The sequence below is a fragment of the Candidatus Magnetaquiglobus sp. genome, assembly GCF_058402785.1.
This window is the reverse complement of sequence record NZ_JBZVFG010000009.1, coordinates 82,494-104,485: the sequence shown is the minus strand read 5'-3', so window position 1 is coordinate 104,485 and position 21,992 is coordinate 82,494. Positions and strand designations below refer to the sequence as shown.

General features: G+C 60.4%; 19 protein-coding genes and 1 pseudogene. 3 read left to right on the top strand and 17 right to left on the bottom strand.

Translation table 11 applies throughout. The annotated features are described in order from the left end of the window. Nucleotides 1-123: 123 nt before the first annotated feature. From ACV4UY_RS05285 to phoB, 13 genes and pseudogenes are all read right to left on the bottom strand, one after another. Nucleotides 124-594, bottom strand: coding sequence for a hypothetical protein (locus ACV4UY_RS05285; protein ID WP_491606603.1), 471 nt, complete (start codon nt 592-594; stop codon nt 124-126). A 165-nt stretch (nt 595-759) separates the two neighbouring features. Further along, nucleotides 760-1,965 carry a hypothetical protein gene (locus tag ACV4UY_RS05280; RefSeq protein ID WP_491606602.1) on the bottom strand — a complete coding sequence of 402 codons (1,206 nt, stop codon included), beginning with the start codon at nt 1,963-1,965 and terminating at the stop codon, nt 760-762. 166 nt (nt 1,966-2,131) lie between these two features. Next, nucleotides 2,132-2,941: a phosphate ABC transporter ATP-binding protein gene (locus ACV4UY_RS05275; RefSeq protein WP_491606601.1), complete on the bottom strand. Its 810-nt coding sequence runs from the start codon at nt 2,939-2,941 to the stop codon at nt 2,132-2,134. Beyond that, on the bottom strand, nt 2,938-3,699 hold the full coding sequence (locus ACV4UY_RS05270; RefSeq protein ID WP_491606600.1) for a phosphate ABC transporter ATP-binding protein: 762 nt from the start codon (nt 3,697-3,699) through the stop codon (nt 2,938-2,940). The genes ACV4UY_RS05275 and ACV4UY_RS05270 overlap by 4 nt, the downstream gene beginning before the upstream one ends. Next, entirely contained in the window at nt 3,693-4,562 is an 870-nt protein-coding gene (gene pstA / locus ACV4UY_RS05265) for a phosphate ABC transporter permease PstA (protein ID WP_420905366.1), read from the bottom strand. The genes ACV4UY_RS05270 and pstA overlap by 7 nt, the downstream gene beginning before the upstream one ends. Nucleotides 4,563-4,567: 5 nt before the next feature. Next, a complete protein-coding gene (gene pstC, locus ACV4UY_RS05260; protein ID WP_491606599.1) occupies nt 4,568-5,482 on the bottom strand; it encodes a phosphate ABC transporter permease subunit PstC in 915 nt (304 codons plus the stop codon). 2 nt (nt 5,483-5,484) lie between these two features. Continuing rightward, nucleotides 5,485-6,573, bottom strand: a complete 1,089-nt coding sequence (gene phoU, locus ACV4UY_RS05255) for a phosphate signaling complex protein PhoU (protein WP_491606598.1) — start codon at nt 6,571-6,573, stop codon at nt 5,485-5,487. Nucleotides 6,574-6,725: 152 nt separating this feature from the next. Continuing rightward, nucleotides 6,726-7,625: pseudogene (locus ACV4UY_RS05250) on the bottom strand (phosphate ABC transporter substrate-binding protein); the annotation flags it as partial. Between the two features lie 257 nt (nt 7,626-7,882). After that, nucleotides 7,883-8,578 carry a DUF47 domain-containing protein gene (locus ACV4UY_RS05245; protein WP_491606597.1) on the bottom strand — a complete coding sequence of 232 codons (696 nt, stop codon included), beginning with the start codon at nt 8,576-8,578 and terminating at the stop codon, nt 7,883-7,885. A 132-nt stretch (nt 8,579-8,710) separates the two neighbouring features. Beyond that, nucleotides 8,711-9,769 carry an inorganic phosphate transporter gene (locus ACV4UY_RS05240; protein WP_491606596.1) on the bottom strand — a complete coding sequence of 353 codons (1,059 nt, stop codon included), beginning with the start codon at nt 9,767-9,769 and terminating at the stop codon, nt 8,711-8,713. Nucleotides 9,770-10,153: 384 nt separating this feature from the next. Next, on the bottom strand, nt 10,154-10,828 hold the full coding sequence (locus ACV4UY_RS05235; RefSeq protein WP_491606595.1) for a DUF47 domain-containing protein: 675 nt from the start codon (nt 10,826-10,828) through the stop codon (nt 10,154-10,156). Between the two features lie 121 nt (nt 10,829-10,949). Next, the gene (locus tag ACV4UY_RS05230; protein ID WP_491606594.1) at nt 10,950-12,212 is read right to left on the bottom strand and encodes an ATP-binding protein; all 1,263 of its coding nucleotides are present in this window, start codon (nt 12,210-12,212) and stop codon (nt 10,950-10,952) included. After that, nucleotides 12,209-12,913, bottom strand: a complete 705-nt coding sequence (phoB, locus tag ACV4UY_RS05225; RefSeq protein ID WP_491606593.1) for a phosphate regulon transcriptional regulator PhoB — start codon at nt 12,911-12,913, stop codon at nt 12,209-12,211. Before phoB ends, ACV4UY_RS05230 begins: the two co-directional genes overlap by 4 nt. Nucleotides 12,914-13,023: 110 nt before the next feature. Between phoB and ACV4UY_RS05220 the strand changes: the two genes are divergently transcribed. The 3 genes from ACV4UY_RS05220 (at nt 13,024) to ppk2 (ending at nt 18,059) form a co-directional block, all read left to right on the top strand. After that, on the top strand, nt 13,024-15,180 hold the full coding sequence (locus tag ACV4UY_RS05220; RefSeq protein WP_491606592.1) for an ATP-binding protein: 2,157 nt from the start codon (nt 13,024-13,026) through the stop codon (nt 15,178-15,180). Beyond that, a complete protein-coding gene (locus tag ACV4UY_RS05215) occupies nt 15,177-16,643 on the top strand; it encodes a sigma-54-dependent transcriptional regulator (protein WP_491606591.1) in 1,467 nt (488 codons plus the stop codon). The genes ACV4UY_RS05220 and ACV4UY_RS05215 overlap by 4 nt, the downstream gene beginning before the upstream one ends. Nucleotides 16,644-17,168: 525 nt before the next feature. After that, nucleotides 17,169-18,059 carry a polyphosphate kinase 2 gene (ppk2, locus tag ACV4UY_RS05210; protein ID WP_491606590.1) on the top strand — a complete coding sequence of 297 codons (891 nt, stop codon included), beginning with the start codon at nt 17,169-17,171 and terminating at the stop codon, nt 18,057-18,059. Nucleotides 18,060-18,438: 379 nt separating this feature from the next. On the opposite strand, the gene nfo is transcribed toward ppk2, so the two are convergent. The 4 genes from nfo to ACV4UY_RS05190 all read right to left on the bottom strand — a co-directional run. Then, nucleotides 18,439-19,293, bottom strand: coding sequence for a deoxyribonuclease IV (gene nfo, locus ACV4UY_RS05205; RefSeq protein WP_491606589.1), 855 nt, complete (start codon nt 19,291-19,293; stop codon nt 18,439-18,441). After that, nucleotides 19,290-19,697, bottom strand: coding sequence for a hypothetical protein (locus tag ACV4UY_RS05200; protein WP_491606588.1), 408 nt, complete (start codon nt 19,695-19,697; stop codon nt 19,290-19,292). Before ACV4UY_RS05200 ends, nfo begins: the two co-directional genes overlap by 4 nt. Before the next feature lie 19 nt (nt 19,698-19,716). Beyond that, nucleotides 19,717-20,091: a hypothetical protein gene (locus ACV4UY_RS05195; RefSeq protein WP_491606587.1), complete on the bottom strand. Its 375-nt coding sequence runs from the start codon at nt 20,089-20,091 to the stop codon at nt 19,717-19,719. 87 nt (nt 20,092-20,178) lie between these two features. Next, the coding region (locus tag ACV4UY_RS05190; RefSeq protein WP_491606586.1) for an HlyD family type I secretion periplasmic adaptor subunit at nt 20,179-21,992 on the bottom strand (1,814 nt) is incomplete at its 5' end.

Here is a 21,992-nt window from a genome sequence, read left to right as displayed (position 1 = left end):
GGAGGGGGTCAATTTTGCGTGTCGCAAGGGGGTCAGTTTTGCGTGTCGCTTGACATCATGCAAGTTCGGTATTCGCCCCCCAATGAGGTCAAGGCTCGGGAGAATCCCCGTGCGTGGATGCCATCAATCGGCACGCCCCATGGCGTTGACGCTGGCGTAAGCGTTGCGAGCCAGCTCGGTGCGGTAGTGACCGGAGGCGGAACGGACGTTGGTGAAGGTCAGACTCGCCGACTGCCAACCCAGACGCTCCTCGAAATCGATCATGTTGCGCGACAACTGCGGCGGCAGACTCTCCCTGGGCTGCTCGCGCGGTCCCTCCACCGGCGGCCTGTCGCTCTCGCGAGGCGCCACGGGTTTGAAAGGCACCTCGGTTTCCGGGGCGCTCTCCACCCCGTCCGGAGCCAGCACCTCCCGCAGCACGTTTTCGAAATCAGGTTGCGGGACGTGGTATTCATCGGCCTGGTTGGTCCTCTGCCAGGGCAGGCCCGGCGCGATCTCGTGCAACGGAGCCACGATCTCTTGCAAGTTCTGGCGCAGATTCAACAAATTGGCTTTGAAGGCATCGGGCGATCCGATCAATCCGACTTGAGACACGGCTCTTCTCCTGTCATGAAATCGACATACGGGCGATTCATCAAGAATCCCTGTCGTCCTACGGAGCAGATACCGTGCCGAGATGACCGGCAATCGGAACGTTCCGGATCATTCCTTGAAATCCGGAGAGAAACGGATGCGTTGATCAGGCCAGGAGGGGCAGAATCACCAGTTGGGATCCGGTGCCTTGCGGATGACTTTCTTGTAGTGGGTCAACAGATCGTTGGCGAAGTCCTCGACCGAAAGCCCCTTCAAGGAGATATAGGCGCGAACGTTCTTTTTGATGATCTCGATATTGCCGGTCTTGGCCAACAGCACGTAAAACAGCACGAGCAGCGAAGAACCTTTGTGGATGAACTCCACCCCGGACCGCGACGTATCGCCAAAAATGTTCTTCATCAGGATCAGGATGACCGACTTGTTGGCGGTCAACTCCTCGCGCAGCCGTTCTTCGCGATCGAGTCCCAACCGCACCAGAATTTCGGCCAGGGTCGTCACGAAGTTGTCCCGATAGACCAGACGGGTCTCGTAGTGGTCGGCGATGGAGCGATCCATGTCGCGCACCACGGCATCGTTGAGGATGAACGCCTCCAGACGCGTGGCCAGGTCGGCCTGCTTCTGGGGATCCACCGGTTTAAGCTCGAGGGTCTGCGGCAGATCGGGGGTCATGCCGGGCGGCGGTTCGAACGGCGAAGGTTGAGCGTTCGTCAGGGTGTTCTGCTGGAGGATCTGATCCTTGATGCGCACCAACTCCTCGTCGGCCATTTTGAGCAGATAGGAGATTTGCGCCAGCTTGTTGACGTTTTGTCCCGGAATCCGTGACCTGCCAACCAGCATGTCAAAAATGCCCTTGACCTCGGACCAGGAGTGTTGCAACACGGTACGGATCTCCAGCTCGGCCTTGAGGCCGTTGAAACGCTGGTATTCGGGCCGGGCGTACTGATCCGTCAACAGTTTGATGTCGAAGCGACGGGTATTGAGGCCGAAACGGTCCTGATCCGGCATTTCGGTGACAGGCTGGAAGCTGTCGTCGAGGGCGAACTCCTTGTTGATGAGACTGACGGCCAGGTCGATGTCGTCGGAGAAATAGACCACCACGCGCACGGTGATCAGGTTCTCGATGTCCCGCAGGCGGCTGTAGTAGCCCCCCCGTTCGGTGAGGAACTTCTTCAAGGTGGCCCTGGACATCAGATCGCCGGAGATGGCACTGATCGGCAACGAAGTTTTGTTGAACACTTCGCCGAGATTGATCATCAACCGTTCGCTGTAGGCACGATAAAGCTCGAAGCTTTCGTCGTATTGATCCAGCAGCGTACTGACATGCTGTGCGTGTAAAAGTGGGTTCTTGGAGTCCATATGCCGTAACGTCATTCGCCGATCGTTTCAAGAATGATTCCTGGTCGCATCGCGCGGGCCGCCAATGCCGACGCCCCTGTAAGAGTCCGTGGCAGTATATGCAATCTTCTGGCCGTAGACAAAAAAAAAGGTGACGAACGAATCGTCACCTCAAAAAAGTTGGTTCGATTGTTGATCTGAATCAACCGTATCGTCCCTCGATATAATCGGCGGTCTCCCGATGCAGGGGGGTCACGAACAATTTCTCGGTCGGTGAATGCTCAACCACACGGCCCATCAGCATGAAGATGCACTCCTCGCTCGCCCGTCTGGCCTGGGCCATGTTGTGGGTGACGATCAGAATCGAATAGCGACCGCGCAACTCCCAGATCAGCTCCTCCACGGCGGCGGTTCCCTTGGGGTCGAGGGCCGAGCAGGGCTCGTCCATCAACAGGATCGTCGGCTTCACCGGCAACAGGCGCGCGATGCACAGTTTCTGCATCTCCTCCAGGGAGAGCCCCACCGTGGCTTTCTGATCCAGTCGATCCTTCATCTGATCCCACAACAGCACCTGACGCAAGGCATCCTCGACGATGCCGTCCGCCTCGCTTCTGGAAATCTTGCTCCCGCGCTCCTCATGGATCCGATACCCGAACAAAATGTTCTCGCGAATCGAGATCGGCAGGGGGTTGGGCCGCTGAAACACCATGCCCACCTGTTTGCGCAGTTGCGCCAACTCCACGCCCGGTGCGTAGACGTTCTGGTTGTACACCTCGATGGACCCCTTGATGCGCACGTACCCGAGTCGTTCGTTGATACGGTCCACGCTGCGCAAAAAGGTCGATTTGCCGCAACCGCTCGGACCGATCAGGCTGGTGATGATCCCCTTCTTGATCTTGAGGTTGATGTCGAACAGAGCCTGAAAGGTTCCGTACCACAGGTTGAGATCCTGGGTCTGGATGGCCAACTCCGGGGCGTTGGCCACGCCGGAGGATGGGGATTGGGTCATCATCCGAACTTTCCTCCGATGTAGTCGTTGGTGCGGGAGTCCTGGGCCTCCCCGTTGAAAAGCGCCTCGGTGGTGCCGATCTCGACGCATTCGCCGTTCAGGAAAAAGGCGGTGCGATCCGCCAGCCGGTTGGCCTGCTGCACCAGGTTGGTGACCAGAATGATGGTCATTTCCGATTTCAACTCCTTGAGCACATCCTCGATGCGCATGGTGGTCACGGGATCGACCGCGATGGAGAATTCATCGAGCATGAGGATCTCCGGGCTTTGGGAGAGGGCTCGGGCGATGGTCAGCCGCTGCTGCTGACCACCCGAAAGCAGACTCCCCAGATGGTTGAGCCGATCCTTCACCTCGTCCCACAAAGCCGCGCGCCGCAGACACCGTTCCACCAGTTCATCCAGGTCGCTCCTCGAACCGGCGGTGCCGGCCATGCGCGGGGCCAGGGCCACGTTGTCGTAGACCGACAGGGGCAGTCCGACCGGCAGAGGGAAGACCACCCCGATCTTGCGCCGCAGGTCGTAAACGTTGCGCCAGGAGCGGGTGTCCAGACCGTTGATGCGGATCGTGCCGGTGACCGCCATGTTGGGCCGCATCATGTCCATGCGGTTGATGGCGTTCAGAAAGGAGGTCTTGCCACTGTTGGCCGGTCCGATGATGCCGAAGATTTCGTTTTCGAACACCTCCAGGTTGACGCCTCCCAGGGCCTGCTTGCCGCCATACGCGATGGCGAGGTTTCTGACCTCGATCTTGTGGTTTACCATTTCTTTTTCCCCCGCAGCCGCATCCGGATCCAGATGGCGAAGAAGTTCATGATCAGGACAATCCCCACCAGAACCAGGGCCACGCCGAAGGGCAGGCTTTCCGGCACGTCCGGCACCTGGGTGGCGACTACGAACAGGTGCAGGGCCAGGGCCATGGTCTGATCGAAGACGCTGTTGGGCAGAAACGGCAGGAACATGGCGGCACCGGTGAACATGATCGGCGCGGTCTCCCCCGCGGCACGCGACACCTGAAGAATCACCCCGGTCAGGATGCCGGTGAAGGCGTTGGGCAGCACCACGTTCCAGATGGTCTGCCAACGGGTGGCGCCCATGTTCCAACAGGCCTCCCGGAACGAGCGGGGCACGGCTTGCAACGCCTCCCAGGAGGAGACGATCACCACCGGCAGGGTCATGATGGCCAGGGTGAGGCTGGCGGCCAGGATGCTGGTACCGAACCGGAAGAAAACCACGAAGGCCCCCACCCCGAACAGGGCATGGACGATCGACGGAACCCCGGCCAGGTTGATGGTGGCCAGATTGATCATGCGGGTCAGGAGGTTGTCCGGCGCATATTCGCTCAAGTAGATGGCTGCGGCCACGCCCAGGGGCACCGAGGCCAACAACGACACCACCACCAGCCAGATGGTGCCGAACAGGGCCGGAAAGATCCCACCCTGGGTCATGCCATTGGTGGGATGGTCGAAAATGAAGGTCCAGCTGATGGCTGGGGCCCCCTTGTAGAGAAGGGTGCCGATGATGACGATCACCGGTATGATCAGAATCACCAGCATGATGCCGAAAAGCAGCTTGAAGCGCTTTTGCACCTGGTCATTCCGTTGGTTGATCCCAGTGGCTTCGAACATGGTCGTTACCCCTTGCGAACGCCGCGCACGATGAAGTCGGCGGTCATGTTGATCAGAAAGGTGATGAGGAAAAGGAAGATGCCGATGGCGAACAGGGATTGATAGTGGGGCGATCCCACGGCGGTCTCCCCGAGTTCGGCGGCGATGGTGGCGGTGAGGGCGCGGAACGAGTCGAACACCGAGGTCGGGATGTTGATCGAGTGACCGCTGGCCATGAGGATGGCCATGGTTTCGCCAAAACCGCGTCCCACCCCGAGAAGACCCGCAGAGAGCAGGCCGTTCTTGGCCGCCGGGAGCACCACCTTGCGGATGGTCTGCCAACGGGTGGCGCCCAGGGCCTCGGCAGCCTCCCGATAGGTATCGGGCACCGCCTTGAAGGCATCCTCGGCGATCGAGGTGACGATGGGGGCGGCCATCAAGGCCAGAATCAGCGCCGAATTGAGCACCCCAAGGCCCATGGGCACGTCGAAGGTGTCGATGATCAGAGGGTTCATGATCGACAGGGCGATGAAACCCCACACCACAGACGGGATCGCGGCCAGAAATTCGATCAGGATCTTCAAGGTCTCGCGGGTCTTGCCCGTGGCGAATTCGGCGATGTAGATGGCCGCGCCGATGGAAAACGGCAGACAGATGGCCATGGCCAGAATGGTCACGGCAGCGGTTCCGGCCACCATGGCCAGGATGCCGTAGGTGGCATTGTTCAACGACGTGGGACGCCACTTCGGCGACAGAAAAAACTCACCCACGTTCATGTCGTGGATGATGAACCCCATCCCCTCCTTGAAAACGAACAGAAAAATTCCAACCACGAAGATGATGGCCGAAATCCCGCACACGAACATCAGAATCTCGAACCCCTTGTCGATGTACCAGTTCTTGTCCCTGGCATCGACGGCACTGTTGGCAAGGGCATCCATGGTCACACCCCCTCCCGGCCCGCCAGGATATCCATCAACTCGCGCAACTGCCCGGCCAGATCCCGATAGATCTCCTCATAACGCCGATTGGCCGAGTTGCGCTCCTCGTTCGCTTCGGGCAACGCGCCCACATCCCAATCGAGAAACGCGGCGTGAAACGGCGGTTTGGAAATGTAGGAACGGACCCGGCCCTGCAAGGCGATGATGACGTCGATGGCATCCAGGTTCACCTGGGAGAGCCCCCTGGGTTGCATTTCCGCGATGTTGATGCCAATGCCGCGCATGAACTCCACCGCGCGGGGATCCGGGGCCTTGGCCGGGGTGCGACCGGCGCTGCTGAAGCGGCACGCCTTCTCGTACCCCTTGTTGGCCATGGCCTCGGCCATCAACCCCAGGGCGCCGTTCTCCTCGTCCAGGAACAACACGTTGATCACCTTGGCCGGCGGCATCTCGCCGGTCAACCAGAACACCACCTCCTCGCACAGATTGGTGGCGCGGTTGCCGACCCGCTCGAGCATGGTGAAGATCACATACAGATCCACGATGTCCCGCGAATGGCCCGCGTGGCTATCCCCCTCGGCGACCAGATCGCGAATCGCCTGTTCCAACCCCTTGTTCAGCTGGGCATTCAACTCCATGGTGCTCCGCGCCAGCCCGGCGTTCTCCTGGATGAAAGCGGAGAGCGCCTGATGCAGCATGTTGCGGGAGGCGTTCGCCATGGACTCCAACTCCTGGCGCAGAATGCCGGCAGGGGGGCTCTCCAGATCCAGACCTTCCCGACAGATGTTGACCGCGTAGTCCGCGATCCGCTCCAGTTCGTAGATCATGCGCAGACTCGACGAGATCAGCCGCAAATGACCCGCGCTCGGCAGATGGCGCGCAATGAAGGCGTGACACATCTGGTCCACCTGCTGACACTGACGGTCGAGGGGCTCATCCATCAGGATGGTCAGGTTGGCCAGGGCCTCGTTGCCGGACAACAGCGACTGAACGGCGTTCTTCAGGGCGTTCTCCACCCCGGCGCCCATGTCGGCCACGGCCTGACGGATCTGATTGAGGTCCTGTTGCAATCTTTTTTCGTAAATGGGCATCGTTGGCTCCGTTCCAGAATCGCGTTGACGCAACGCGGATCAAAATCAAGACAAATCCCGCGCGTCAGGCGCGGGATCATGCCATGCTCCCCATGGGCGCGGCGGTTACGCCCGTGGATCCGGTCAACAACCCCGATCCACGGGCGTTGGGATCACTTCTTGGCGCACTTCACCGGACGCACCGGGGCATAGCCCTTATCCATGATGATGCACTGCCCCTCGTCGCTCTTGATCCAATCGAGATAGGCCTTGACATCGCCGGCGGGTTCGCCCTTGGTGTACATGAAGAGCGGACGGGCGATGGGATAGGTGCGGGCCACGGCGTTGTCCATGTTGGCCTCCACCGGGGTGGACTTGTCATCCTTGGCCACCGGCGGCTTCTTGACGTGGGGCGAATCATACGCCAGACCACTGTAGCCGATGGCGCACGGTGTCTTCTCCACCAGATCGACCACATCCTTGGAGCCGTGCATGTCCTTGGTGCCGAGGCGGAAGTCCCGCTTTTCGCCCAGCACCGCCTCCTGGAAATAGACATAGGTGCCGGAGTTGTTCTGACGGCTGACGACGATGATCTTGTCCCCCTTGCAACCCGGCACCTTCAAGCCGAGATCGCTCCATTTGGTCGCCGGTCCGTCGTCGCCGTAGATGTCGGCCAACTGCTTGACGGTGATCGACTTCATCGGATTGTCCTTGTGGACGAAGATGGCCAGGGCATCATACCCCACCAGATGCTCGATCGGGGTGATGCCGTTCTTCTTGGCCTCGTTGATCTCCTTGTCCTTCATGGCGCGGCTGGAATTGGCCAGATCGACGGTGCCGTTGATCATGGCGGCGATGCCGGTGCCCGAGCCACCACCGGTCACGGCCACGGCCACCTCGGGTTTGATCTTCTGATAGGCTTCGGCCCAGGCCTGGGCCACGTTGACCAGGGTGTCGGACCCCTTGTTCTGGATCATGGTGCGCGCCTCGGCCTGACTCGAAGCCAGAAGATACCCCCCGATCGCCAGGGTGGCGGCCAGGGACAATGACTTGAATTTCATGCTTTCTTTCTCCCATTTTTTTAGTTATTGATTGATTTTTTTAACAATTTATATCATTACTACAGACTCGATTCCATCATAATGAACAGATATTAACAAATCATGATCTCTTCATGAAAAAACCAGACACATGCCATTAAACAAATGGGAACCAACCATGAAAAACATGAAAGGCGCGTGTCAATCGCATAAGCAAGCCATAAAAACAAAAAAACCCCGGCTCCATGAGGAACCGGGGGGACAAAAGGACCGACAACCCAGATGAAAGACTAGCCGATCTGGATCACGATACCGTGCAGCACCTGGGCCGCCTCACGCATCTTGGCGGCAATGTTGCGGATATGACGATAGACTTCGCGACGCTTGAGCATCTCGACCACATGAACCATGGCCTGAACCTCGGCGCCATCCGCATGGGAGCGCATGCGATTGAGGTCATCGTCGATGCTGTAGAGTTGGCTCAACGCCTTGCGGTAAACGCGATCGACGTTGGCCAGGCACTGCAAACCGACCTGGGCATCAGGCTCGGCCTGGGCCGGGGTGGTGTCGAGCTTGGCGAAACCGCGTTGCATGGCGGCGGCGGACTCACGCAGGATCACGGCCATTTCGAGGAGATAATTGTCGCTCTTGATCTTGAGCGCCTCCATCTCTTCGATGACAACGCGGATCGAGGCGACCGGCACCTCCAGGGCGGTGATCGAACGCAGCACGTCTTCGCGGTCGATCGGGGTGGAAAAGGCGTTGTTGAGGATGTCCAGATGCTTCTCGCGCAGTTCGCGGGAACGGGTCTCGAGCTGCATGATTTCGTGGAAGCGAGCCGTGGTGGCCTCGGACATGTAATCGACCGCCACGGTCATGCCCTTGCTCAGCACTTCAGCTTGAACGCTGATCATGTCCAGGAAGGGAGGAATGCGTGGAAAAACGTTGTCGAGCATCTTGGTGAAGGGGGAAGATCCGCCGCTCATGAAATTCTCCTTATATGACCCATATGGTGTGTTGGATGCGTCTCTTTTTTCCGCGGTCTCCCGAGGGAGGTCTCACGGTGGGGGGAGGGGAACCTCCCCCCGGAGGTTTTTTGTCACGTTGGACGACCGCGATCAACGGGCGCCACTGACGTGGGTGATCATGTCGGCCAGCATGTAGGTCAGACCGCCCACCAGGCCGGAGCCGGGGATGGTCAGAATCCAGGTGGCGAAGATCTCCTTGCCCTTGCGCCACTTCACCGCCTTCGGCTGCTCGGCGGTGCCCACGCCCATGATGCTCGAGGAGGCGACATGGGTGGTGGAGACCGGGGCGCCCATGTTGGCGGCGCCGAAGATCACCGCGGCGGCGGTCAACTGAGCATTGAACGAATGGATCGGACGAACGCGGAAGATCCCGAAGCCAACGGTGCGCACGATGCGCCAGCCACCCATCGAGTTGCCGGCGGTGATGAAGATGGCGCAGGTGAGGATCACCCAGAACGGAATGTGGAATTTATCGATCTCACCGCCCAGAAGCAAGGCCAGGGCGATGATGCCCATGGATTTCTGGGCGTCGTTGGTGCCGTGAGAGAAGGAGAGGGCCGCGGCGCTACCCCACTGCGACCACTTGAAGAACTTGTCCACGCGCGGTTTGGCGTTGGCCACGAGGCGCCGGGCAATTTTTTGGAAGATCCAGGCAAGCCAGAAGCCGAGAATCGGGGAGACGAACAGCGACAGCAACACTTTCATGACGCCGGTCAGCTTGCCCTTGGTGACCAGGGCTTCCCAACCCCACATGACGTGATCGGAACCGGCGGCGAAGAGCACCGCGCCGGCAATGCCGCCCACCAGGGCATGGGAAGAGGAGGAGGGCAGACCGAACCACCAGGTGAAGAGGTTCCAGAAAATCGATCCGAAGATGCCGCACAGGAGAATCATCAGCGACATGTTGGCGTTCAGATCCTTGATGCTCACGAACTTGCCGATGGTATCCGCCACCGCGGTACCGCCGAGCATGGGCCCGATGAAGTGGAAGACACCCGTGAGGATCGCTGCCTGGATCGGGGTCATCGCCCGCGAGGCGATGATGGATCCGGTGATGTTGGAGGCATCGTGAAAGCCGTTGGTGAAGTCGAAGATCAGAACCACGATGATCGCGATCCACATCATCATCATAACCGTGCTGTTATCCATCGTCTCTCACCTCATGCGCCCCGTTGAGTGGCCAATACCGTTTCATACCCATGATGTTCTCCCCTTGTGTCTGAAAATGAACCATTCCGAACCCAATGTACCAAAACCCAATGCCGTGACCATGCGCTTTCCGTCCCCATCATCCTTCACGGAAAGCCAATCAATTTAACACTCTCCTTAAACAGACTTGATGCTAACAGCCCTGGATTAACTCAAAATTAAGCGATTATTAAGGGTTTGTTAAAAGAATCTTGCAAAAAGGATCGAAACGTAAAATAATTCTTAAAATCAATATAAAATGACCAAAATAATCATAAAACACCCCATCAAACGGACCGCGTGCTTTACAATGGCGCCCATTGTAAAGCACGCGTTAAGAAACGTTTATCCGATCTGCGCGACGATGCCATGCAGCACTTCGGCGGCATCACCGATCTGCAGGGAGACGCTGCGCATATGACGATACGCCTCGCGCCGCTTGAGAATGTCCACCGTATGGATGAAGGTGGCCACGCGGATATCCTCGTCCTTGGCCTTGATCGCCTCCATGTCCTCGTTCAAGGTGTAAAGACGGCCCAGACCCTTGCGGTAGATCGCGTCCACCCGTCCCGGACAGGCCACGGCGGCCAACGCGTCCGGATCGGCCTGACCCGGCTTGGTGGACAGCTTCGAATACCCGCGTTGCAGCGCGGCGGTAGCCTCGCGCAGCACGATGGCCATTTCCAGAAGGTACTTGTCCGATTCCACACCCAGGGCACGCATCTCCTCGAGGGTCTCGCGAATCTCCTCGACCGGGGTCTCCAGGGTGTTGATCGCCTCGTTCAGGTCCGCCCGATCGATCGGGGTGGAGAACGAATCGCTCAACTTGTCCAGATGGCGAATGCGCAACTCCTTGGCGCTGCTTTCCAGATCGGCCAGGGCCTGATACCGGATCGGTTCCGGATCGGTCAGACAATCCACCGCAGTGCTCATGCACTTGGCCAGAATCTCGGACTGGGCGCTCACCATGTCCAGAAACGCCGGCATGGGGGGCAGAATGGCATCGATAATTTTACTCATGCATCTCTCCTTACTGTCTTTTGGTTGAATGACTCAACAACAGATACAAACGAAACCCAGGGGACACCCCCTCACCCACCACCGGAAAACGCCCTCGCGGAACATTCCGGCGGACAAAACCCTATACCCACGACTCCGCCAGGGGCGGAAACCGGCAGATGAACCGACTGCCACTGCCCAGATGACTGACGATCTCCAGCTTGCCGTTGGCGCGGAGCATGGCCTGTTTCACCAGGGCCAACCCCAAACCGGAACCATGATCGTCGTGCAGGTCCGGTTGTTCGACCTTCTGCTGGGCATTCACCCGATAAAACCGTTCGGTCAGACGCGGCAGATGGTGGCAGGCGATCCCCGGACCGTTGTCCGTGACCGTCAACATCGGACGGCGTTGCTCATCCAGCTCCCAGGTCACCCCCACCTCGCTCCCGGCTGGGGTGTGTCGCACCGCGTTGGTCAAAAGGTTGCTCGCCACGCAGCGCACCAGTTCGCGATTGGCCTCGAATGGAAACGATCCGTCGATCCCGGTCACGAATCGATGTCCCAATTCACCGCTCAAGGCCTCGGCAGCCTCGATCATCTCCCCCAGAAACGGCTCCATGGCCAACCGTTCCACCGGGAACCCATAGCGCTTGGTTCCCAACCGCAACAGCCGGGTCTGATCCTCGATCAACGCCTGCATGCGCAAGCTCTGCTTGTGCAGCAGTCCGATGGCGTTCTCCCAATGGGGGGAGGCGGGTTCCATCTCCGGCAACAACTCCAGAACCCCGCGAAATACCGTGAGCGGGGTCTTCAACTCATGGGAGATGTTGTCCATGAAGTCGTTCTGCCGCTGATCCAGATGATACGGTCCGGAGATGTCGCGAATCAGCACCAGCCACCCCTCATCCCCCTTGAGGGCCAGGAAACGGAACTCCAGGACCTGATTGCCATTCACCGGCGAGGCCAGCTCGATGGGCCGGGTGAAATCCTCGCGACGCAGATAGTCGTCGAGCAGAGGATCTTCCATGTGCATCGCCAAGGGTCTGCCCATGTGCCGTTCCGGGCAGAGTTCCAGCATCTGCCGCGCCTCGGGATTGAACCAGCACACCCCGAAGCGGTAATCGAGCAGCAGCACGCCATCCGGCAGGGCATCCATGGCGGCGCGCCAACGGTTGAAGGCCACCTTCCAGCGCTGACGCAAATGGGGATCGTCCCCGCGCGCCAGACAGACATCCGGGATATCCTCGTCATCCACGACCGGTTCGGGTCGCAGACGGTACCCGACCAGCAGCACGATGCCCATCGGCACGAGCCAGACCCACACCGAAACGCTGGACAGACTCCACAGGCAGGCCGGCAAAAAACCGAGCACCGCCAGCCAGGCCAGGGCGCGCGCCTGGTTCATGGTTGCGGCTTGGCGGAAAACATGTATCCCGCACCGCGCACGGTTTGCAGCAGAACATCCTTGCCGAAGGGCTCCAGGAGCTTGCGCAGCGCCCGCACATGCACGTCCACGGTACGATCCCCCACATGCACATGCCGTCCCCAGACCAGATCCAGCAACTGATCGCGGTGGTAGACCCGATCCGGATGGGTGATGAAAAAGCCGAGCAGCCGGAACTCCATGGCGCTGCACTTGAGCGGATAGCGGTGGATGCTGATCAGGTGGCGCGCCCGATCGAGCACCAGTCCGGCAAACTCCACCTGATCATCAAGCATGGAGGGTTCGATGCGTCGCAGGGCGGCACGAATGCGGGCGAGCAGTTCCTTGGAGGAGAACGGTTTGGTGATATAATCGTCCGCGCCATGATCCAGACCGCTTACCTTGTCGCTCTCCTCCCCCTTGGCGGTGAGCATGATCACCGGGATGCTCCGGGTCAGATCGTCCTTTTTGAGCTGGCGCAGGTAGTCCAGCCCCGAGGTTCCCTTGAGCATCCAGTCCAGGAGGATCAGATCCGGGGTGATGTTGCGCATGAGTCCCTGGGCCTCGGGCACGCTGGAGGCCTCGAGGCTCTCGAAACCGGCGTTGGCCAGGATCAGACAGACGGTATCCCGTATATCGGCCTCGTCATCGACGATCAACACCTTGGAACGCACCCCAGCCATCCTGACCCACTCCCATCGCAAGAGCGATTGACCTTCAACCCTCTTTCCACCCGGTCACCATGCCCAACCCGAACCGCATCGATGACCAACCCATCCAGGAGCCGGATCCGATGGACCCTTCCCCTCGCCACCCCGAAAAACCGCCCGCCGAGCCCCCTCTCGCCTGGCTGCGCGCCCATGGGCTGATCCTGCTGGTAGCCCTTCTGGGCGGAATCTTTTCGCTGTTCCTCTTTTTGAGCGTGCGCTTGCAGATCACCCACCACCTTCGACAGGAGTTCGCCTGGGTGGCCCAGGATCGCCAGCGGGCGGTCCAGAAGAGCCTGGAGAGCACCACCACCGCGCTCCACGAACTGCACGACCTGATTCAATCCGCCCCGGAGGTCAACGAATCGACCTTCCAGCGTATCGCCACCCTGATCCGTGGCCGTCATCCAGGGATCGAATCCCTGCAGTGGATCGCCCTGACACCCGCCCGGGATGACCAACCGGAAGCCGCGCGCGTCACCTATCTGGAACCCTTCTCCTTCCCGCTCTTCAGCCGCGGACACGACCACTATGCCGATCCCCTCCAACGCTCCTGGCTGGAAGAGGCACGCGACAGCGGCACCATGGTGGTCAGCCAGAGGATCGCGCTCACACCGGGCGATCCGAACCGTTTCGGCTTTCTGGCCGCCCTGCCGGTCTACCGCTCGGATGTGCGTTCGCTCTCGGTACTGGAGCGACACGCCTTCTTAAGCGGCTACATCCTCGGGGTGTTCCAGTTCGCCACCCTCGCCGAACAGGCCATCGCCCTGCTCGAACCGCGCGGCGTGGAGTGCATCATCCTCGACGACCGGGCGCCTCCCGAGGCGCGTTTCCTGCACTTCTATGCCTCTCGTCTCATCGGCGCGCCGTTCTCCTTCGCCGACCCCCACGACTGGAAAGCCTGGATCGAACGACCCGATCCCAAACTCACCGCCACCAACCGCTTCGGCAACCGCGACTGGTCCATCACCTGCTCCCAGACCGACCATTTCCGCTCCGCGGAGTGGTTCGTGCACGGGGATTGGGTGGTGTTTCTGGCCGGACTCCTGCTCACCATCCTGCTGGTGCATCACCTGTGGCGCATCAACCGCGAACTGACCCTGCGCACCCGCATGGCCCGCCGCATGGAAAAATCCGAACGGCTGTTGAGCATTCTTTTCTACCGCTCCCCGGACACCATCCGTCTGGTGGACCGGTCGGGCAACCCGCTCTTGATCAACCGTACCCGCGCCGTCATCGACAACGATGCGTCGGATCCCCTGGTCGTCCAACCGGAGGGATTCCGGGAGCTTTATCGCCACACCCTGGAGCAGGCCTTCGCCATGAACGAAGTCCACCACCTGCACCATCGCGCCGGACACGACCGCTGGTTCGAAATCCGCGTCGTGCCTTTGCGCGAGGAGACCGGGGCCCCCACGGCCATGGTGGTCACCACCGACATCTCGGTGATCAAGTTGCTGGAGGAGCAGGCCGCCAAGAATGCCCGCCTGGCCGCCCTGGGGCTCATGGCCGCCGGTGTGGCCCACGAGATCAACAACCCCAACAACTCGATCTATTACAACGCCAGCATGCTCGCCGACGCCTGGCCCACCGTGAAGTCGATCCTGGACGACTACCATCGGGAACAGGGCGATTTCGTGATTTCCGGCCTCTCCTACGCGGAGATGGGCGAAAAGATCCCGAAGATCATCGGCTGGATCCTCGACAACACCGAACGGATCAAAAAGATCGTCGAGGCCTTGAAAAACCTCTCCCGCGACGAATCGACCACCGTCCGGCACCCGGTCGATCTGGCGGAACTGGCCAGAGGAGCGCTGGTCCTGCTCAACACCACCATCCAAAGCCATACCGAGCGGTTCACCCACCACTTCCCGGAAAATCTTCCACCGGTTTCCGGCCATCCGCAGCAACTCGAACAGGTGCTGATCAACATCCTCGTCAACGCCCTGCAATCCCTGCCCGATCGCGGCCACGGCGTCCATCTGGAGGCTGTCCACGACGAGGCCAACCGCCAGGTCATTCTCATCGTGCGCGATCAGGGGTGCGGCATCCCCGCGACGGTGTTGGAAAAAATCACCGAACCCTTTTTCACCACCCGTCTTGAGAAGGGCGGGACCGGACTGGGACTTTCCATTTCCGCGTCCATCGTCAAGAATCATGGTGGTCGGCTGCGCTTCGAATCCCGACCCGACCAAGGCACCACGGTATTCGTCCATCTCCCCTGTCATGGAGATCTTGCATGAACGATGGCAAGCTCACCGGCAAACCGCCGGTCATTCTCGTCGATGACGAAGAACACGTCCTCAACAGCTTAAGCCTGTTCCTGCGCGGTTCGGGCATCAAGGAGGTGGTCACGGTAAACGACAGTCGCGATCTGATGGCCATGCTGGCCCGCCGCAAGGCCATGGCCGTGATCCTCGATCTGTTCATGCCCCATCTCTCCGGCCTGGAGCTTTTGCCGGAGATCATTCGCCACCACCCGGAGGTGCCTGTGGTGGTGGTGACCGCCTCCCAGGAGGTGGAAACCGCCGTCACCTGCATGCGCGAGGGGGCGTTCGACTATCTGGTGAAACCGGTGGAACGGACCCGCTTCGTCACCACCGTGCGCCGCGCGATCGATACCTTCCTGCTGCGCAAGGAGGTCCATGCCTTAAAAAGCTATCTGATCCACGGCGGCCTGATCCACGAAGAGGCCTTCCGTCCGATCCTGACCAACTCCACCCAGCTCAAGGGCATTTTCCAATACATCGAGGCCGTGGCCGGCAGCGGCGAAACCATTCTGATCACCGGCGAAACCGGGGTCGGCAAAGGGCTGATCGCCGAGGCGATCCACCAGGTGAGCGGTCGCTCCGGCGCTTTCGTCCCGCTCAACGTCTCCGGACTCGACGACGCCCAGTTCTCCGAAACCCTGTTCGGCCATCGCAAGGGGGCCTTTCCCGGCGCCGACACCAACCGGGAGGGGCTGGTGGCCCGCGCCGCGGGGGGCACGCTGTTTCTCGACGAGATCGGCGATCTCGAGCCCGCCTCCCAGGTCAAGCTGCTCCATCTGTTGCAGGAGCAGAGCTACTTCCCCCTGGGTTCCGATGTCCCCAAACCCAGCAACACCCGCATCCTCACCGCCACCAACACCGATCTGCGCAAGATGATCGCGGCTGGCACGTTCCGACAGGATCTCTACTACCGGCTCACCTCCCACCGCGTCGAGATCCCCCCCTTGCGGGAGCGACCCGAGGACATCCCGCTGCTGCTGGGGTTCTTCACCCAGGAGGCAGCCCGCTCCATGAACAAGTCCGTGCCCAACACCCCACCGCAACTGCTCACCCTGCTGGGGGCCCACCACTTCCCCGGCAACGTCCGGGAACTGCGCGCGCTGGTGCATGATGCGGTGGCGCTCCATTCCGGCGGTCCGACCCTCTCCATGGAGAGCTTCCACCAGGCGGTCCGCGCCCACAACCATTCCAACCACGCAACCCTGGAACGGCTGGAAGGAGGCACAGCCCCCAACGCGACGCTGTTCACCTCCGGCCCGTTCCCCACCCTCAAGGAGGGGATCGACGCCATGGTGCTGGAGGCGATGCGCCGCGCCAACAACAACCAGGGCATCGCCGCCACCCTGCTCGGCATCACCCGGCAATCCCTGAATCGCCGACTGATCAACATGCGCACCAAACACGGGTCGTCTGATCTCGATCCCTTGATGGAATAATTTGGTGCAATTTTAACAAGGGTGCAGCAATTGCTGCTATTGTATCATTTTGCTGCACCCCTTTTCCAGGCAGAATTCGTATTCGATCAAAAAAAATCCATCCATTTCGCAACCTTCCCCGCAGACCCCCGTGCAATCGAATCAGAACATTGAATTTTAATATTTTTCTCAATTCCTTCCCATTCCCGAACCCGATTTCCCATTCGCCAAATCCAAGCCCATCGCCACAACTTTGACATTTAGAATATTCTGATATAATTATATTTGTAAGAAAAATCCCCACATCACCCCACACCCATCATCCATCACCGCACCATCTCCCCCCGCGCCGTCTCCGGCCACCCCAGCCCCGCCAATCGCCCGCCCCCCGCACCAGAATCCCAATCGGGATGGACGCTCCACCCAAACACGAACAATACCGATCCCCGTCCCCATGACCACGTAAAAGCCATGGCTATTTCATTCAGGCAGTGCTAGAATTCCCGCCGGTTTCAACTCACACTCAAGATTCTGGGAGACCGCCCAATGTCCAATACGAAGTCCGAAGAGTCCAAAAAGTCCGAAGATACCCACCACAAAGGTCGCCATCACGCCCATTCCCGCCACAAGGAAGTCGTCCTGGGTACCGGGAGTCAACAGGCCAAACGGTCCGCGCATCCCAAACTGAAAAAGATCTCCGAAGAGGAGTATCTCAAAATCATGGGCCCGCTCCACATCGAGCTGGTAAAAATGCAGAACTGGGTCAAGGAGAACGGCCACAAGATCATCGCCATCTTCGAAGGACGCGACGCATCGGGCAAGGGTGGCACCATCAAACGGTTCATCGAACACCTCAACCCGCGCGGCTGCCGGGTCGTGGCCCTGGAAAAACCGACCGATCAGGAGCGGTCCCAGTGGTATTTCCAACGCTACGTCAAACACCTCCCCTCTGCCGGCGAAATCTGCATGTTCGACCGCAGCTGGTACAACCGTTCCGGCGTGGAGCGGGTGATGGGCTTTTGCACCAAGGATCAGGTCAAGGAGTTCCTGCGCACCGTGCCCGAATTCGAACGGCAACTGGTGGCCTCCGGCATCACCCTCTTCAAGTTCTACTTCTCGGTGAGCAAGGAAGAGCAACTCCGCCGCTTCAACAGCCGTCAGAACGACCCCCTCAAGCAGTGGAAACTCTCCCCGGTGGACAAGGAGTCGCAAGACAAGTGGGATGAATACACCAAGGCCAAGGAGGACACGTTCTTCTACTCCTCCACCGAACAGTGCCCCTGGACCATCATCAAGTCCAACGACAAGAAACTGGCCCGCATCAACGGCATCAAGTACGTGTTGAGCTGTCTGCCCTACACCGGCAAAAAACCGGAACTCCTCGACTACGACAAGCGCGTGGTGCGCACCGTCTTCGAAGAGATCGGCATCGATTGATTCACCCGCGCATCGCCCCCGTCCCTCCCGTGGATGACGCCTCCTCCGGGAAGGCCGGGGGCGATGATGGGATGATTGACAATCCGAGCGTATCGGGTAGAATATCTCCCATGAACCCAACCCTGACCGCCTTTCTTCGAGGAGTCGGCAACATCCTCGAAAGCGACCCTCTGCAAGCATCCGGTGGGATGAGTTATCTTCACCACCCGCATGCCCCCTCCCCCGCTTTCAACCCGTGAGGCGGCCTTTCTCAACGCCTGTTCCCAGTAGTCTCGATCGTGGGTGGATCAACCGCCGTGGCGGTGGCCGTCGCCTTTGTCACAGGAAAGTTCCTGGTGCGTACACCCAAAAGTGACGCCGATTCTTCCTTGAAGAACCTTCAATCCCGATCAGCCTCGACCAGTGAATAAAGCAGACGGATCTCCTCGGGCCAGAGGGTTTCGTCGATGGTCTCCAGGACCAGCGGGATCTCCTCGAGACGGGGATCGTTCATGATGAAGCGGAACGGCTCCAGGCCGAGCTTTCCCTTGCCGATGCTCTGATGGCGGTCCACCCGATCGCCGAGGTCCGGCTTGGAGTCGTTCAGATGCATCCCCTTGAGATAGGAAAAACCGACGATCGATCCGAAACCGGCCATGACCTCCGCATAGCTGGCCGCGTCGCGCAGATCGTACCCGGCCACGAAGGCGTGGCAGGTATCCAGACAGACCCCGATGCGTGATTGGTCCTCGATCCGCTCGATCAGATAGGCGAGCTGCTCGAAGGCAAACCCCAGATTCGACCCCTGTCCGGCGGTGTTCTCGATCACCGCCGTGACCCCCTGGACCGCCTCCAGGGCGCGGTTGACCGACTCGGCGATCCGATCCAGACACGCCTCGGGCGAAATCTGGCGCAGATGACTGCCGGGATGGAAGTTCAACCGGTTCAGTCCCAGCAGACGGCAACGCTCCAACTCGTCGATGAAGGCCTCCAGCGACTGTTGTCGGGGCCCCTCCTCGGGATGGCCGAGATTGATCAGATACCCGTCATGCGGCAATACGTCGTCGGCGCGAAAGCCCCCCTCCGCCATCCCCTGGTGGAAGGCGTCGATCTCCGGGGTGGTCAAGGGCCTGGACTTCCACTGGCGCTGATTCTTGGTGAACATCGCGAAGGCGCGCGCGCCGATCGCACGGGCATTGAGCGGGGCATTGCCCACCCCGCCCGCGATGCTCACATGCGCGCCGACCCGTTTCATCGCTTGCCGCCCCGGCCCCTGCCCTTGGCGCGCGCGTTCGTTTGGCGCTTCTTTCCCTTGGACCCGACACCCTTCTTGTCCGATCCCTTGCCGCGCCTGGCCGGCTTGGATGCGGTCTTGGCGCGCTTGTCGCTCTTGGTCCGTTTGTCGCTCTTGGTCCGTTTGTCGGTCTTGGCGCGCCTGGCCGCCTTCGGCACCACCATCAAACGCCGCTCCTGACCCACCGTGGGGATCATCTCCTCCAGGGTTGATGTCAGGAAGGCCTCGGAAAAGAGCTGCTGCTCGTCCGCGGTCAACTCCCGCTCCACGACGGGAACCTTCCCACTCATCTCGGCGCGCAGCATGTTCTGCACCTCCACGCCGATCTCCTCTTCCAACTGGTGATCCGTACCGGATTCACCCAAACCGCTCGTTCCTGACATCTCAACCTGCCCTGATAAAAAGTGAAACGATGAAAAAGATTGCAAAACAGACGATACTCACCACCAGCCAGGAGCTGGTCTCCTTCTTGACCCCTTCCACCTGCTTGCCGAGCTGCTCCACCTTCTGGTTGGATTGGACGGTGGTGTTCGCCAATTCCGTCAGACGTTTCTGCGCCCCCTTGAACTCCTCCAGACCGCGACGCACCTCCATTTTTTCCTTCTCGAGCGCGCCGGGCAGGGTGTACAGGGCCGCCTTGAGCAATCTCACCTCCTCCTCGAGAATCGCCAGCCGATCCAGAACATTGGTGGTGGAATCGGCGGCCAACTCCCGCGACCCATCCAACTGGGCATCCCCCTCACCGGTCTCATTTTCCATCGGTCTTCCCCATCTCCCTCCTATAAGGATCGATCCCGCCAGTCATGATTCGCTCAATCTGACACATCACGGCTCAAAAAGCCAGTCTCAGCGCTCGCGAAACGCCTTGTTGACCGAGGCGTAGATCGGCTTGAGCATATACTCCATCAGGGTCTTGGAACCGGTGTGGATATCCGCCTGAACCGCCATGCCGGGCAGAACCTCGTTTTGTTTCGGGTCGGTGCCCACATAGGCGTGATCCAAACGGATGATCCCCTTGTAATAGGGGGCCGGATCCGCGGGATCCTTGAAGGTGGACGCGGAGATCGATTCCAGCACCCCATCGATGCCCCCATAGCGCGAATAGTCGTAGGTGGTGACCTTGACCGTCACCCGCTGCCCCGGATGCACATGACCGATATCACGGGTGGTGATGCGGGTTTCGACCTTCCGGGTGGTCTCGACCGGCACGATTTCGGTCAACATCCCACCCGGCGGCACGACGCCACGCAGGGTCTCCATCTGCAAATTCTTGATCACCCCCTTGACCGGAGCCTTGACTTCCAACCGTTCGACGCGATTCTCCTGACGCAGCATCCCCTCTTTCAGCTGACGCAACTCCGAAGAGAGGGATCCCAGCTCCTTCAGGGCCTCCTGCCGCACCTCGTCGTCGAGAGAGGCGATCTGCTTGACCGACTCGTCCAACTCCTTGCGGGCGGTGATCAGATCCGCCCGGGTGCGCTCCAGATCGCCGGCGACACGACTGCGATCCCGTTCGCTGCCCAGGGCCGCCAGGCGGGACATCACCCCCTTGGCGAGCCCGGCACGCCGCATGGCCACCTCCTCGTCGTAATAACGCAACTGCTGCTCAAGGTTCTCCCTCTGGGTGGAAAGGCTGGTCAACCGGGTACGCCGCTGATCCATTTTGAGCCGCATCACCTCGCGCCGACTCTCCAGAAACGACCGTTGCGCGGCGAGCAGCTGCATCTGTTCGCGCTTGAGATGGTTGTATTCATTCGGAATCGATGCGAAGTCAGGCTCCTGCTCGTCCAGAAACGCACGATTGCGGGCAATCTGCGACTCCAGGGCCGCATGTCGGGCACGCATCTGATTGAGTTCGGCCAAAGCCGACTCCGGGGCCATCTGAAAGAGCACCTTGCCCGACTCGACCAACTCCCCCTCCTTGACGAGGATCGCCTTGACGATCCCTCCCTCCAGATGCTGAATGCGTTGCACCGGACCAGCGGGCATCACCTCCCCCACCGTGGCGGCCATCTCCTCCATGCTGGAGAAGGACGCCCAGACAAAGAAGAGGATCAACAGCGCGGCCATGAACACCAGGGAAAGCCGCACCAGATACGACAGACCCGACTCTTCCAACACCACGGATTGAGCCAGATAGCGCCGCTGCTTGCTCCCCTGCTTCATGGTCTGGGCGACCTTTTTCTCAGGTTTCAAGGCATCCAGATCAATGGGCGCGGGAGGCGGCGTGGATGCGGGGAGCGGCGCAGGTACGGGCTTCGGAGCGGGGGTCGGCGCGGGGGTTGGTGCTGGGGTTGGTGTGGGCTTCGGAGCCGGGGTCGGCGCAGGCGTGGAGGTCGGAGCCGGGGTCGGAGTCGGAGCCGGGGTCGGAGCGGGCGTCGGAGCGGGGGTCGGCGCGGGGGTTGGTGCCGGGGTTGGTGTGGGCTTCGGAGCCGGGGTCGGCGCAGGCGTGGAGGTCGGAGCCGGGGTCGGAGCCGGGGTCGGGGTCGGAGCCGGGATCGGAGCCGGGGTCGGAGTCGGAGCCTGGGTCGGAGCGGGCGTCGGAGCCGGGGTCGGAGCCGGGGTCGGAGCCGGGATCGGAGCCGGGGTCGGAGTCGGAGCCGGGGTCGGAGCCGGGGTCGGAGCCGGGGTCGGAGCCGGGGTCGGAGCCGGGGTCGGAG